The organism is Cellvibrio sp. UBA7671 (genome assembly GCA_002483145.1).
Lineage (GTDB): Bacteria > Pseudomonadota > Gammaproteobacteria > Pseudomonadales > Cellvibrionaceae > Cellvibrio > Cellvibrio fibrivorans.
In genome coordinates this window covers 501438-514335 of the sequence record DLHJ01000003.1, presented here as the reverse complement: position 1 = coordinate 514335, position 12898 = coordinate 501438, and the positions used below count along the sequence as shown (strand labels likewise).

At 43.8% G+C, this 12898-nt stretch carries 12 protein-coding genes; 5 read left to right on the top strand and 7 right to left on the bottom strand.

Annotation, left to right across the window (positions count from 1 at the left end):
- Positions 1-46 precede the first annotated feature (46 nt).
- Entirely contained in the window at positions 47-628 is a 582-nt protein-coding gene (locus B4E62_RS04850) for a phosphoribosyltransferase (protein WP_331351287.1), read from the top strand.
- A gap of 165 nt (positions 629-793) precedes the next feature.
- On the opposite strand, the gene B4E62_RS04845 is transcribed toward B4E62_RS04850, so the two are convergent.
- From B4E62_RS04845 to add, 5 genes are all read right to left on the bottom strand, one after another.
- Entirely contained in the window at positions 794-1876 is a 1083-nt protein-coding gene (locus B4E62_RS04845) for a nucleoside hydrolase (protein WP_331351286.1), read from the bottom strand.
- A 54-nt stretch (positions 1877-1930) separates the two neighbouring features.
- Positions 1931-2983: a purine nucleoside permease gene (locus B4E62_RS04840; RefSeq protein WP_331351285.1), complete on the bottom strand. Its 1053-nt coding sequence runs from the start codon at positions 2981-2983 to the stop codon at positions 1931-1933.
- 139 nt (positions 2984-3122) lie between these two features.
- Complete coding sequence (locus B4E62_RS04835) at positions 3123-4148, bottom strand: hypothetical protein (RefSeq protein ID WP_331351284.1); 1026 nt, start codon at positions 4146-4148, stop codon at positions 3123-3125.
- A 141-nt stretch (positions 4149-4289) separates the two neighbouring features.
- On the bottom strand, positions 4290-5135 hold the full coding sequence (gene mtnN, locus B4E62_RS04830; RefSeq protein ID WP_331351283.1) for a 5'-methylthioadenosine/S-adenosylhomocysteine nucleosidase: 846 nt from the start codon (positions 5133-5135) through the stop codon (positions 4290-4292).
- 19 nt (positions 5136-5154) lie between these two features.
- Positions 5155-6168 carry an adenosine deaminase gene (gene add, locus B4E62_RS04825; RefSeq protein ID WP_331351282.1) on the bottom strand — a complete coding sequence of 338 codons (1014 nt, stop codon included), beginning with the start codon at positions 6166-6168 and terminating at the stop codon, positions 5155-5157.
- Positions 6169-6518: 350 nt separating this feature from the next.
- Between add and B4E62_RS04820 the strand changes: the two genes are divergently transcribed.
- Positions 6519-7949, top strand: a complete 1431-nt coding sequence (locus B4E62_RS04820) for an exonuclease domain-containing protein (RefSeq protein ID WP_331351281.1) — start codon at positions 6519-6521, stop codon at positions 7947-7949.
- A 220-nt stretch (positions 7950-8169) separates the two neighbouring features.
- On the top strand, positions 8170-9645 hold the full coding sequence (locus B4E62_RS04815; protein ID WP_331351280.1) for a hypothetical protein: 1476 nt from the start codon (positions 8170-8172) through the stop codon (positions 9643-9645).
- Positions 9646-9806: 161 nt separating this feature from the next.
- On the opposite strand, the gene B4E62_RS04810 is transcribed toward B4E62_RS04815, so the two are convergent.
- Together B4E62_RS04810 and B4E62_RS04805 are read right to left on the bottom strand one after the other, a co-directional pair.
- Positions 9807-11282, bottom strand: a complete 1476-nt coding sequence (locus B4E62_RS04810; RefSeq protein WP_331351346.1) for a TIR domain-containing protein — start codon at positions 11280-11282, stop codon at positions 9807-9809.
- 643 nt (positions 11283-11925) lie between these two features.
- Positions 11926-12186: an XRE family transcriptional regulator gene (locus tag B4E62_RS04805; RefSeq protein WP_331351279.1), complete on the bottom strand. Its 261-nt coding sequence runs from the start codon at positions 12184-12186 to the stop codon at positions 11926-11928.
- A 131-nt stretch (positions 12187-12317) separates the two neighbouring features.
- Between B4E62_RS04805 and B4E62_RS04800 the strand changes: the two genes are divergently transcribed.
- The gene (locus tag B4E62_RS04800) at positions 12318-12578 is read left to right on the top strand and encodes a hypothetical protein (RefSeq protein ID WP_331351278.1); all 261 of its coding nucleotides are present in this window, start codon (positions 12318-12320) and stop codon (positions 12576-12578) included.
- Positions 12578-12814, top strand: a complete 237-nt coding sequence (locus tag B4E62_RS04795; protein ID WP_331351277.1) for a hypothetical protein — start codon at positions 12578-12580, stop codon at positions 12812-12814. The genes B4E62_RS04800 and B4E62_RS04795 overlap by 1 nt, the downstream gene beginning before the upstream one ends.
- Positions 12815-12898: the final 84 nt, after the last annotated feature.

Genomic DNA, 12898 nt, shown 5'->3' with positions numbered 1-12898 from the left:
AAAACACACCATAAAAAATGTTGGATAACTGCTACAGGTAAATGCGATGGATAAACATTTTATTACCGCCAATGAACTCTTGCTCGATTCATTTAAACTGGGCGAACAAATTTATCAGCGCGGCTTTCGTCCGCACTTTATTGTCGGCGTCTGGCGTGGCGGCTCACCAGTGGGTATTGCTGTTCAGGAATATCTGGAATACATGGGAATTTCCACTGATCATATTGCGATCCGCACCTCGTCCTACTACGGCATAGACAAGCAGAGCAAAGATATCCGCGTACACGGTCTGGATTACATTATTAAAAATGTCGATGCAGATCAGGAACTATTAATTGTCGATGACGTATTTGATTCCGGTCGCTCTATTCAAGCGATTATCGATGAGATCAAACGCAAGTCACGCCGCAACACTCCCAATGTCATTAAGGTTGCCTGCCCCTGGTACAAACCAACGCGCAACGTCACTGATTTGAAACCAGATTTTTACGTGCACGCCACTGACCGCTGGTTAGTGTTTCCACATGAATTATGCGGATTGACACCGCAGGAAATTTTGCAGGGTAAAGGCAGTGAAATTGCCGATACGCTGGCGCGCGCGAGTGATGCGAGCAAGTTTATAGAGTGAAATTATGGATACCCGCGTTCGCGGGCATGACGACAAATAATAACTTGGTAAAGCTCTGAAATATTCGCGTTTCGTCATACCCGCGAACGCGGGTATCCATAAAATCAATAGCCTTGGTTCCAGCTTACGCCGGAATCAAGAATAATTCATAGGTTCCGTAGATATTTATTCGTTCAATACTTCACGAAACTCTTTAAAAATTTTCTCGGGATTGGTTTTCCTACACACTTTTATTTCCGGATAGCTTTCATCCTTCACTAAATTCCCCGCTATTTTTGCATCCAAATGCGATCGTGCTTTTCCATCCCAGCGTTTGTTGGGCATGCTGTTGTCGGTGGTTTGTTGCCAGGGAGTCGATGTGATTTGATAATCCACCCGCAGCGATTGCCTATCACCCTCGCATAACTCCGGTTCAACGGCGATCATCACCGCCAAGGTATCCCAAAAATAATATTCGTTGCTGGCAATAAACCAATCATTTTTATCCAGCACCGCATCCCAAAATTTCGCGGAATCAGTTTTCACTGCCTGCTTAAAATCAGCGGCGACTTTGGTGGTCACGCGTACAGAGTTGGTGATATCCAAGCCGACTAATACAATCGGTAAACCTGCCGCAAATACTTTGTCAGCTGCTAGTGGATCAACAAAAATATTCCATTCAGCTGTTGTATTTGGATGCCCCTTGGTAAATAACGGCACAATAATATTGCCCGGTGCATCTACAGTGCCGCCCATAATGACGAGCTGATCAATTTTGTTTTTGTCATTCGGGTAGCGCTCCAGCCATTGTGCAATATTGGTCAGCGGGCCAGTGGCGATCAGCGTGACGGGTTCTTTTGCGTTGGTGAGTGCTGTGTGAATAATATCGGCGGCGTGTTTATCGCTTGCAATGTGCGAGCTTGATTTTACTGGTACTCCCGAAAGTGTATCCGAATCTTTACGCCAGGCTTCCGGAAAAACAAAATAGCCATCGAGTGGGTAGGCATCACCACAGGCGACGGGAATATTTTTTTGGATATTGCCGGGCAAATCCAGCAGTGAATGGGTATTAGCGAGGCCGGGTTTGCAGCGCGATTCGCCGCTCGCTGAAATAGTCACCGCAATCACATCGGCTTTGGGGTGATGCAATAAATACAGCAGCGCTGCCCAGTCATCTATCGCCATATCATTATCGAAAATAACGGGTTTGGCTTGAGCAAAAATACTTGTGCTTAATAACAGGGTAAACAATAAAATTTTATTCATCATGATGTTCACGGGAGTTAGCCGCTGCACTCGTTATTAACAAGTGCAGCGGAAAAATTATTTTGCGGGAGTTGTTGACGGAATAGATGTTTGGTATTTTTCCCAACCGCGCAACAATTCCTGCACAACACGATTGCCTAAACCATAGGCCGCTTCAATTGCTGGTAAGCCATCGTCAGGGTAGGGCGCAGTTGTACTCCAAGCTGCAGTTTTTCCTGGTGGAGGAAAACTGTAATTGCTCACGGTGCGCAACACCAACACACGCTTGGTATCCACTAATTTTGCTTTGGCTAAACGGTGCAGCGCGGCGAGGCTGCCGTTATCTTCCATATTGGTCGTCATGAAATTACTTTTTTTGCCCGCGTGTAAATGCATCCAATCATTTGCCCAAGTATTTAATAATTCACCGTGCCAATAAGTACTGGAGCCGAGTGTGTCGCCGATGGTGACAAAGGGCTCGCGCAGCGCTTGCGGAAAACCTTTGTATTGTGCGCGAAACGATTTCATCGCGGGTGTATCGGCAACGGGAAAATCTTTGGTGAGTTGATAAGCCCAATCAACAAAAGTGGGATTCAGGTTGTACACAATGGTATCCACTGTCCAGCCAGTTGCTTCCTGGTTCGGTTCTTTGGCGCCGAGTGGAATCAAACCGTATTTCCATTCTTTGGGAATTTCGCGTCCATCAATTTCATAAAGCAAATCGCCATCGACAACATGTTTTGCCCAGACACCGGTGCCGAGTGAAACATCGAGTGGATCGCCACCGCCGATACCGGCAATCACCCAGTAAGCTTTGGATAAATCAAAACGTGGGTCCATGCCCAGCGCCATAATTGATGAAGTTGCATTGGTAACGCCTCCGCCGGTGCAAATGGCGAGCACGCCTGCATCATTCATGTGCAAGTCGTAAGCGCCGAGTGGAAAAGCGAATTTTTTATCGAGCTTTTGGCGTTCAATCCAGAGTTGGTATTCACCGGCTTTATCGCCAGTGACTTCACCGTTTTCAAACATGCTTACCACTACCACTTTCACCGGAATAGCAGCGCTGGCGCTGAGTGCCAGCAGTAAGCTGGCGAATATTGCAAAAGCACTGCGAACGAAATTCAACATAGCTACCTCAATTAATTGCATTCAATGTTCATCACTGCATCTTTGAATCGATTAGCGATAAAGTGCAGATGCTTTTGCTATGCAAATAATTGACCATTTGGACAGTAAACTGCGCAAAGTTATGTTTAGTGATGGTTGCCTATTTGTAACCGCCTTGCAGATAGCGATGAAACGCAAGATTGACCCAAATTGCCTCAGGCGAAACTGACCAGGTGGGATTTAATTGCTGGATTGCTTTTATCAACGCGGGTGCTTGATTGGGCAGTGCCAACAAAAGCGCAGTTTCTTTACCATCACTTACGGCAATTTGTGTTGCGCTGGCAAAACCCTCAGCGGCATTTTTGCTGCGATAAAATGGTTGCCACCAGGCACCGCGAATTAAACCGGTTTGATTAGCTGTATCTTTTTTAGCGTAGCGATCAATCGTGGCGACAAATTTTGTTTTATCGGCCGCCGTTGGAAATTCAAAATGCAGATCGTATTCGCTCGCTTCAACCAAGCGGCGACCATTGCCCAAGTCAATCAGCGATTGGCTCAGTGTGCCCCAATCATCGCGATATAAAAATGCCGAAGTTTTACGCGAGAAACCCACGCGCGCTTGTAGACCTTCACTTGCCAAAAGCGCGAGCAACTGTTGCGCGTGGTCAATATCGCTGTGGCCATAAATAATATGCCGATCCGCCTCAAACAGCGGCCAAGATGTGGTGACCAGGTTATAGCCGGTTGCAATGCCCTGCCCGATTAACTGTCGCAACTCCAACGCAAATACTGAAGGCTTGGCTGCACTTTGTGTTTTCCATTGGGTTTCGATGCGCTGATAAAGTGAACTCTCATTAAGTTGTCCGAGATAGGCGGTATCTGGCTGATTGTAATTGACGATAAATTCAGTCAGTGCTTTTGAGTCGGTGGTTGAGCCAATTATCGGCGCGCCTATAAGTTGCAATGTCGCTGCAGCTTTTAATTCCGGGAGGGATAATTTTTCTTCTTCGGGTAGGGTGCTGATAGCGAGGGCTTTTTCGCGGCTAAAGGTCGCTGCCAATTCACTATAGCCGAGCTGCGTGACAGCATCTTGATAACTAAGGGCATAAGTTGCAGTGGCGAACGACGCTGAGGCAAAGATTATCGCGATACGAATCAACTGGGTATTAATAAATCGGTTGGGCATAGGGAAATCCTGCGGCTGAAATAAAAAAGCCCGCAAAGCGGGCAAAACTACTACGGAGGAGAACTACAGAACACAACAACTACAAGAACATCAAAAACAACAACTACAAGAACAGCACAAAAATTGTATGGATAAAAAGAGTTACAAATATTTCATTAAATGAAGTGAAAACTTTGCCGCTTCGCGCGCAGCAATCGGGCCGAGGCGCAGGTAGTCATCATTGGGCGCTTCCTGTGCAACATTGCTGCCGGAGCGAACAATCAAGTAAGGTACTCCCAATGCTTCACACACATGGCCGAGCGGCGCAGATTCCATTTCCATAATGTCAGTTTTGAATTTATTGCGCAGCGAATCAATCCGCACTTGTGGCACGCCAAATAAATCCGATGATGAAACTACGCCGTAGCGCACAGAATTTTTATAGGTGCTGCCGTTGGCAGTAATGGTTTGTGGCTCATAAGTTTCCATTGCCTTTTGCGCAATCACTAAAAGCGACGCTGTAGGTTTGAACTCATTTTCCACTTCCTTGCCATCGTCCGGGCTATTCATAGGACGATACACCATATCGTTTTTGGTCAGGCTGCCGTAATCGTGCTCGTAGGTATGAGTGGCGACAATCACATCGCCCGTACGTAATTGCTGATTGATACGTGCGCCCGTTCCTGTCATCAACACCAGCCGAGGTTTAAATTCTTTGATAAATAACGTAGTGGTCATGCCAGTAAAGGTTTTGCCTATACCGGTAATGGCGATAATTACCGGTTTGCCGTGAAGTTTTCCTTGCCAATAGGGAATACCCCAAAGAGATTTTTTCTCGGGGTTTTCCAATGCTTCGGTCAATACCGGAATTTCTTGTGGTACAGCGCCGAGAATAACAATGGTATCGGTAGCTTCATAATATTTGGGTGTGTCATTCGCATAACTGATAGTCGCTACAGCGACCGAGAGCGTGATAGATACCAATAGCCGCAAAAAAATAGTCATCATGCTTCTCTTGCATAAAACATTATTGAATGGACGCATTCTGTATATAAGCGCCCAGCTTTTGTAGGTAAGTCATTTTTTCCTCATCCGGTAACCAGGCTACGCGGAATGCGTTGCCAACCAAAATGGCAATCTCCTCGGCAGTAAAATTACCTTCGCGCTGAAGCTCGACTAAATTTTCATTGAGGTAGGCGCGGAAGTAAGCCGGGTCATCGGAATTAATGGTGGCGAGCATACCTTTCTCGAGCATGCGGCGAATTTCATTTGATGTGAGCGACTGGACTACAAAACGGTTGGATACCGGACACACAGTCAAGCCCAAGCCTTTGGTTTTAATCGCTTCGCAGAGCGCGTCACTTTCCAGCGAGTTAACACCGTGATCAATACGGTCTACCACAATTTCATCCAAACATTGGCCAATATGCAGTAAGGTATTTTGTTGGTTAACATCGCAGTGCATGGTGAGTTTCAAACCCATCTCCCGCGCTTTCTTAAATACTTCAGCGAATTTAGCCGGAGGGTTATTTTTTTCATCGGAATCCAGCCCTACACCCACAAACCATGCGAGATAAGGTTCAGCCATTAATAAATGTTCCAAGGCCGACTCAGCGCTCATATCGCGCAGGAAACACATAATCAATTGGCTCTTGATGCCGAGTTTTGCCTCAGCATCTTCCTGTGCGGCGCGAATGCCGTGCATGATCACACCAAATTCCACACCGCGACTGGTATGCGCCTGAGGATCAAAAAATAATTCGGCGTAAAGTGTATTTTGGCTATAGGCCTTGCTCAGGTAATTCCAGGTCAGCTGATAAAAATCCGCTTCATCGCGCAACACTTTCATCGCACCGTAATAAATTGTCAGGAACGATGGCAGATCATAAAAATCGTAAGCGGCAATTAATTCTTCCGGTGTCTCATAACCCAGCTCGATATTGTTTTTGCGTGCAAGGGCAAAACTGAGTTCCGGCTCAAGGGTGCCTTCCAGATGCACATGTAATTCGGCTTTCGGCATATTCTCGATAAACGCTTGCATACGCAGCTCCGCAGCAAAAGGCTGATTAATTCATCACTGCTGGCTCTACAGCAAATTCCGTTCCCGATTTATCAGATTTGGGAAATTAGCTGACCATCTGGGCAGGAAATTAAAATCCTGACCGAATTAAGGGTAAGTGGTGCACTGAATTGTTTCGCGCACGGCCTATTTTGCGCGAATAGCGGTCATTTCTCTTCTGCCAGCGTGGGCTTGCGAATCCGTAAGCCGAAAGTTTGTTGGCTATCTAATTGCCTTGTGGATAATTCTGAGCAGTTGTACCCATCTAACGGTGTATGTTGTTACGTACAGGTAATTAATCGTTGTCTCAACACTTCCTTGCTGTGTGTTTTATGCTCAAATATATTCCAGTGCCTTGCGTCATTGTTGATGTCGAAACCACCGGCGGTAACGTTACCTATGACCGCATTACCGAAATCGGTATTGTGGAGGTTAGCGAAAACGGCATCACTGAATGGTCAACATTGATCAATCCGCGCGTTCCGATCCCCAAGGGAATTCAGCAGATCACTGGCATCACTAATGAGATGGTCGCCGACGCTCCCTATTTTGAGCAGGTGGCAAAAGAGATTTTGTTACGCCTGCAAGGCAAATTATTTATCGCCCATAATGCGCGGTTTGATTACGGTTTTATTCGCAATGAATTTGCACGGCTGGCATACAGTTTTAAAGCAAAGGTGATGTGTACAGTCAGGTTATCGCGCCATTTGTATGCGAGTCACACAGGGCACAGTCTGGAAAAAATAATTGCAAGGCACCAAATTGCTGTAACACATCGCCATCGCGCATTGGATGATGCAAAAACAACTTACCGTTTTCTGACAATAGCTGAAGAAGAAAAAGGCGAAGAGTTGATCCGTGCAGCCGTCAAACATCAATACCGCAAAGAAAGTATACCCGCCGGTTTTGATGCCTCCATTATTGATGGTCTACCTAACTCGCCCGGTGTGTATTATTTTTGGGGTGAAAACAAAGAGCTTCTCTATGTTGGAAAAAGTATCAATATTCGCAAGCGAGTACTTTCCCATTTCACTGCGGATCATAAATCCTCGAGGGAAATGAAAATATGCCAGCAAACCCGCAATATTACTTTCGACAAAACGGCTGGCGAGCTATCTGCACTGATTCTCGAATCAAAAAAAGTGAAGGAGTTGCAGCCGCTATACAACCGCAGGCTGCGTCGGGTTAGTAATTTTTACAGTATTGGTTTGGCAGAAGCTAAAGATGGAGTGTTAGCGCCACATATATTTTCAGTGTCTGAAATGCCCCGCAGCACAAAAAAACTCTATGGTTTGTTCCCGTCAGTTAAAAAAGCGAAAGAGGCGATTCAATCCATTAGCGACGAACATAGCCTGTGCTATCAAGTATGCGGATTAGAAAAACCTACCAACCGTGCGTGCACAAGTCATCAGTTAAAAAAATGCAACGGCTACTGCGTAGGTAAGCAACCTGCATTGGTTCACAATGTAAACCTGCTCCAAGGTTTTTCTGCTTTATCACTAAAGACGTGGCCTTATGAAGGGCCGGTTGCGCTAGTGGAAAAGACCCAAGAGGGAGAGAGTGAACATCACCTAATTGTCGATAACTGGTGCATTCTGGGGGTTGCAGAATCAGCGGCGGATTATGAGAATATACTGAAGGGCAACCCGGTACCGCAGATCGATAAAGATATTTATCGATATCTTGTGGCTACCGTTTTTGCTAAAAGTTCGGCGGTGACGCTTGTTGTTTTATCTTTAGATCCTCATGCGTCATACGGTTGAACTGGTCTGTATTGTTAGGATACAAAAAAGTAGTTGTCCAATAATGTGTGGTATTTAACGTGAGTCGGGATGGGTGGTGATACCGCTGTGTAGAAACGATACGCGTAAATAAATTATTGTCGCTTCAATATTTATTTTTAATATTTGTAATCAAGTGTAATAACCAACACATAAATAGTTATCTACGCTCTAGTTTCATTTAATCATCAAGGGTGGTGTTATGAAACTAAGAAAATTGTTGGTGTCATCTTGTTCGCTAATCGCTTTGTCGATATCTGCTGCTGCGTCGGCAAAACCGGTGCCTCTGCCTGATCCGGGAATTAAAGGTTATAACTTTCCCGAAGATAAAGAAAAATTAATGGGGTGGATTAATGCGGGTAATTCCAATGAAATTTATTTGCATGGTTGGGGGTTGTGGACGTCCTTAACGGCACCGAGTGGGCAAAATGAATACGGATTAACGAATGTTCCTGTTTATATGACTTGGTTAACACCAGCGGAAATTGCGGCCTTGCCGCGCTTGAAAGCCACGGAAAAGAAAGTTGATTTGCCTGCTAAGCGAACTTTTTTATTGGAAAAACCCCGGCAGTTGACGCACAAAGCAAAAGGGCTTGAACAAGCGGCTACGGGAGTTGAGTCTTCTGCTGCTTCCTCCTCAGTTACTCCTTTGTCTATCCGTGATACCAATATTGTTGTCACCATGGGGTACGATCCGGCAGCACAGGATTTTGCCTATCACAACAATCTATTTTCTTTGAAAGCGCTGCAAGCTTTCTATAACAGTGGAAGCGGTAATATTCGTTCGATTCCTGTGTTTCCAAATAATGCCGTTACCGTTAAACCAACTTACAAAGTCATTACCAAAGCGAGTATGCTTAATGGCTCTATTTATGTGATGCCCGCCTGGCCAGGTACACCACCTGTTGTGACCCCGGAAATTAGTGCAAACGGTTTTCCCGAAACATCTTGGCCTGGTTGTGTGTATATCAATACCAAAAATACCGGAACGTCTACGGCTGCATCTGTCGATAAAGACTGTACTGCTGGCTCTAATGCTTCGAATACTTATGGCCTAGGTGATTTTGTGTATTACCCTGTCACCAAAGACAATATTGCAGCATTTAAAGTACTCGTTAGCGGACAAGAAAAATTAGCGGTTGGTGATGTGATTGTCTTAATGGCGATGCATGTGACCTCGCGGGAAATTGACGAATGGACTTGGCAAACCTATTTCTGGACGCCGGACCCAACCTCTCCTCCACTCCCTAGTTCATCAGCAATTGCCAGTGCACGACCTGCACAATTGACGGGCGCTGCTGCGCATTATGCGATGGCGATTGGATATCAAATGGTAACGCCCAATCAACCAGCAGTCGGAGGGCAAAGTGTCGGTGGTCCGGTCGTAGCCTACAACCCTTACCTCGAGGCGGGTTTTAATGCAGCTACGTTTGGAACTCCTCCTGTGAATGTAGGAATTTTAGCGCCCGGAAGCCAAACGCCTTATATGGCAACGGTAGGCATTCAAACTAATTGCATGACGTGTCACGGAAACGCAACTGTAGATCCATCGAATCCTAACCCCAACACCAATGCATTGCCTTATCTCACGAACTTCTATGTGTCGCGTGAAGACCAGAGTTTTAAAGGCTTTCTGCAATTAGATTTCCTTTGGTCAATTCAGGGAACTGCTAAGTAATTAAAGAGGAATTGTGTGCGAGGATGGTTAATTCATCCTCGCGCTTTTGGAAAAATTGAAAGCTGACTGACTGATTTGTTAAATGGTCAGCCAATAAAAAAGCCAGCAAGGTATCGCCCAAGCTGGCTTTTTAAATGTAGTAGCTGTTTCGAGTCCTTGTGTCATTGCCCCTCTAAACGGCCTGTGGCGTTTTTAATCATTTTTTTGCCTTCTGCACAAGCTTCGTTGTATTTTTTAAGCTCTTCTTTTTGCGACTTGATTGCGAACGCTAGTCTTTCGTGGGCATATGCTGACTCCTTTTCCACCTCCAGACCTTCTTTGAGCCATTCTATCGCTTCAGTATGAAAGCCCTTGTGCGATAGCATATTGCCAACATTATGGATAATCCAACCTTGGCTTCCTTCTGATAATTTATAAGCCTTTTTTGCCTTCGCTATTGCGATATCATAAAACCCTAAGCTTAAACATGTATTACTTATCATCCCAAGGTAATCTGTATTGTTGGAGTCAGAGATAAGTAATGAATCATATAAGTGGAGTGCTTCCTTGAATTGGTTGTTGTCGTACAAGGCGGCTACATAGGTAGCTTTAATTTCTTTGTTATTAGGGTGGTTTAAATAACATAAGCGTATCTGGTGTAGTTTCTCAGAGGTTTTTTCTGGATACGTTCGAATTAAATTAATAGCTACGTCTGGGTTTAATTCTGGATTTAGCGATATTAATAAATCTCTGGCCTCAATTATGTTGTCGTGATTGATATATAAATTTGCTAGTGCGTTTCCAATTTGAGTATTTTCTTTGTCTTTTTCAAAAAGGTTTTCTGCTAATGATTTCGCATCATCTGGATACTCAAAGCTAAAAAAATTTAATGCTAGTGGTAGCAGATCTGGATAAGATAGTAATTCGTTAATTAGTGATTTGTAATTGCCTATTTCTTTCTTTCCGTTGCTCTTTAGTTCAATATAGCTCTTCCATATTTTTAGGTTTATTTTTTCTTTTCCGTGCTTTTCTGACATCTCATTTTCTAATTTTTCTATAGCTTTGGTGTATTCGGATTTTAGGTAGTGATCTATCCAGTTAACACTTTCGCTTTCATGTTCTTTTTCTTTTTCTTTTTCGATACTTAACTGTTCTATTTTCTTTTCTTCATTTTCAGATTCTGGAGGCTGTTTCTTTTTTGTGCCATCTACAGGTAGGTTTTTTTTGATCTTATTTTTTATTATGCTGCATACGGATCCAGTGGCACTTTGTAAGTTTGCGTCGCTCCTGTCACTTTCATACTTGCCGATAGTTACTCCCATAAGATCAGATGGCATGTTTGGGGTATTGCCTTGTGGTGCAATGATAAAAACTTTATCTCTACCTAGTTTTCCTATAAAAAGGCCTAGCTCAAATAGTACATTATCTCTAACCTTCTTTAATTTTTTCCCTCTCATGATTACTATGTCATCAGGGTTAAATACAAAAATTGCAAAGTCCATATTTTCTAGAGTCTCATCCAAAGATTCTATTGCTGTTTTTGAAATTTCAAAAATTCCTTGTGTCCAAACCGTGGATTCGGCAACATCTGATAGATTTTGTTGTACTGCAAATGCAATGTCAGTTCCTTCGCTGGACGAGCCAAAAAAATTCTTGATTTCAATTTTATTTCCTCTTTTATATTTGACAAGTAAATTAGATCTGCTTTGTAGGTTGCAAATGTCTTTCTATCGTTCCCTGCACATACCGCTTCACATCTTCATCAATTACATTATTAGGCTTGATGCAGTCTTTTACCGTTCTGATTTGAATAAAACTTATTTTTCTTTTGATGAAATAATTTCACTTTCCACATTTTTTGTCACGGCATGCATTGTCTTTGAATGATCAGTTTTCAGGCGAGGGACTTCGATTGGATCCGTTTATCCAATAGTTGCAGGTTTTTATTAATTACTGTAACTCGTAATTGTTCATATCGTATTGAAAGAGTTTTTCACTTTCATAGTTATTTTTTTTCGCCAGTGTAAATCGTAATTTTAGGGAGGATTGTGCCTGCTTCTTGTTTCACAGCGATCTAATTGTACTTCGTAATAATTTATTCTCTTTGCCAGTGCTTCATCTGGATTGAGTTTCCATCGCTCCGTTCAATTTCATTTTTTTTCAGCGCCCACAGTTATCTGCTAACGATATCAATGGTGATACTGCTCCGACTACAGCATTGATAATATTATTATTTTTATCACACCTTCCTCCATCTAGTGGCAACCTTCGCGGTATTAGTTAACGCTTCCGTTGTGCCCCTTAGTCCCCTAGAGATTTCTTCGTCATCGGGCTTATTTGTCCCATCTCCGGTTTTTCAATTCCGTATGCAAGCCAAAGCATGTACTCAGGCCAGGCATTGCCTATTGCTTCAATTTCTTCGTGTCGAAGCTTCGTTTTTCGTTGAAGAGTATTTGTCCATCGAGTGTAGCCAATGCCAGTTTTTTGGCTAAGTGCGTCTCTGCTGATTTGCTCAGTTTCAATAATTAAATTAATTCTGTCTATTACATCATATGACGTCATAAGTACTTATTACTGGTAATAGTTACCTGTAAATATTACCTTTAGTGTTGTTGATCGTGGTTTATTGTGGCTCAGCATGGTTTAAAAACCAAGCTTTCGGCAGGCTTTAATAGGGAAGAGGGATGGTGGGTATGTGGGATTTATCAATTCAGTTAGTCGCTACCGATGGAATAGGGTGGGGATTTACTTATACGGTTGCTGATGTCTTTTTCGTTTTTCTCGATTCTGGTTGTTTTTCATTTTCTTCAGCTTATGTTGCGCACTACATGGCTGCCAGCAAAAAGCACTTCACCATCTATTTCACTCACGCCTGCATTACTCTTCCACTCTCTGAATTAGAAAAGTTCGAACACTTCTTACAGCATGCTCGTGCAGCAAGGCCGGGTTTGTAATGATTCCTGATTCAGAGGCGCGGGCAGGGCTTTCGGTTTTGCCTCCGATTGCATCGCAAGAACAATTTTCTAATTTAATTGGTGTAACCAAAGCGACAGTGCGTGGTTTCGTAGAAACGGATGCGCTCCCTCACGTAAAAATTGGTCGGCAGCGGTTTATTAATATCGTGAAACTTGTTGATGACCTAAAGGCAGGCAAGACAACTTTTTCGCGAGGGGATTATCAGCATGGATGACGGGTGTGATGACATGGGCGAAGGGGAGTTGCAGCCAATAAAAAAGCCAGCAAGGTATTAACCAAGCTGGCTTTTCAAATATGG

What these genes read in the sequence shown, in the direction of transcription:
- B4E62_RS04850 (WP_331351287.1), top strand. Translation starts at nt 47, where the DNA reads ATGGATAAACATTTTATTACCGCCAATGAACTCTTGCTCGATTCATTT.
- B4E62_RS04845 (WP_331351286.1), bottom strand. Translation starts at nt 1,876, where the DNA reads ATGATGAATAAAATTTTATTGTTTACCCTGTTATTAAGCACAAGTATT.
- B4E62_RS04840 (WP_331351285.1), bottom strand. Translation starts at nt 2,983, where the DNA reads ATGTTGAATTTCGTTCGCAGTGCTTTTGCAATATTCGCCAGCTTACTG.
- B4E62_RS04835 (WP_331351284.1), bottom strand. Translation starts at nt 4,148, where the DNA reads ATGCCCAACCGATTTATTAATACCCAGTTGATTCGTATCGCGATAATC.
- mtnN (WP_331351283.1), bottom strand. Translation starts at nt 5,135, where the DNA reads ATGATGACTATTTTTTTGCGGCTATTGGTATCTATCACGCTCTCGGTC.
- add (WP_331351282.1), bottom strand. Translation starts at nt 6,168, where the DNA reads ATGCAAGCGTTTATCGAGAATATGCCGAAAGCCGAATTACATGTGCAT.
- B4E62_RS04820 (WP_331351281.1), top strand. Translation starts at nt 6,519, where the DNA reads ATGCTCAAATATATTCCAGTGCCTTGCGTCATTGTTGATGTCGAAACC.
- B4E62_RS04815 (WP_331351280.1), top strand. Translation starts at nt 8,170, where the DNA reads ATGAAACTAAGAAAATTGTTGGTGTCATCTTGTTCGCTAATCGCTTTG.
- B4E62_RS04805 (WP_331351279.1), bottom strand. Translation starts at nt 12,186, where the DNA reads ATGACGTCATATGATGTAATAGACAGAATTAATTTAATTATTGAAACT.
- B4E62_RS04800 (WP_331351278.1), top strand. Translation starts at nt 12,318, where the DNA reads ATGTGGGATTTATCAATTCAGTTAGTCGCTACCGATGGAATAGGGTGG.
- B4E62_RS04795 (WP_331351277.1), top strand. Translation starts at nt 12,578, where the DNA reads ATGATTCCTGATTCAGAGGCGCGGGCAGGGCTTTCGGTTTTGCCTCCG.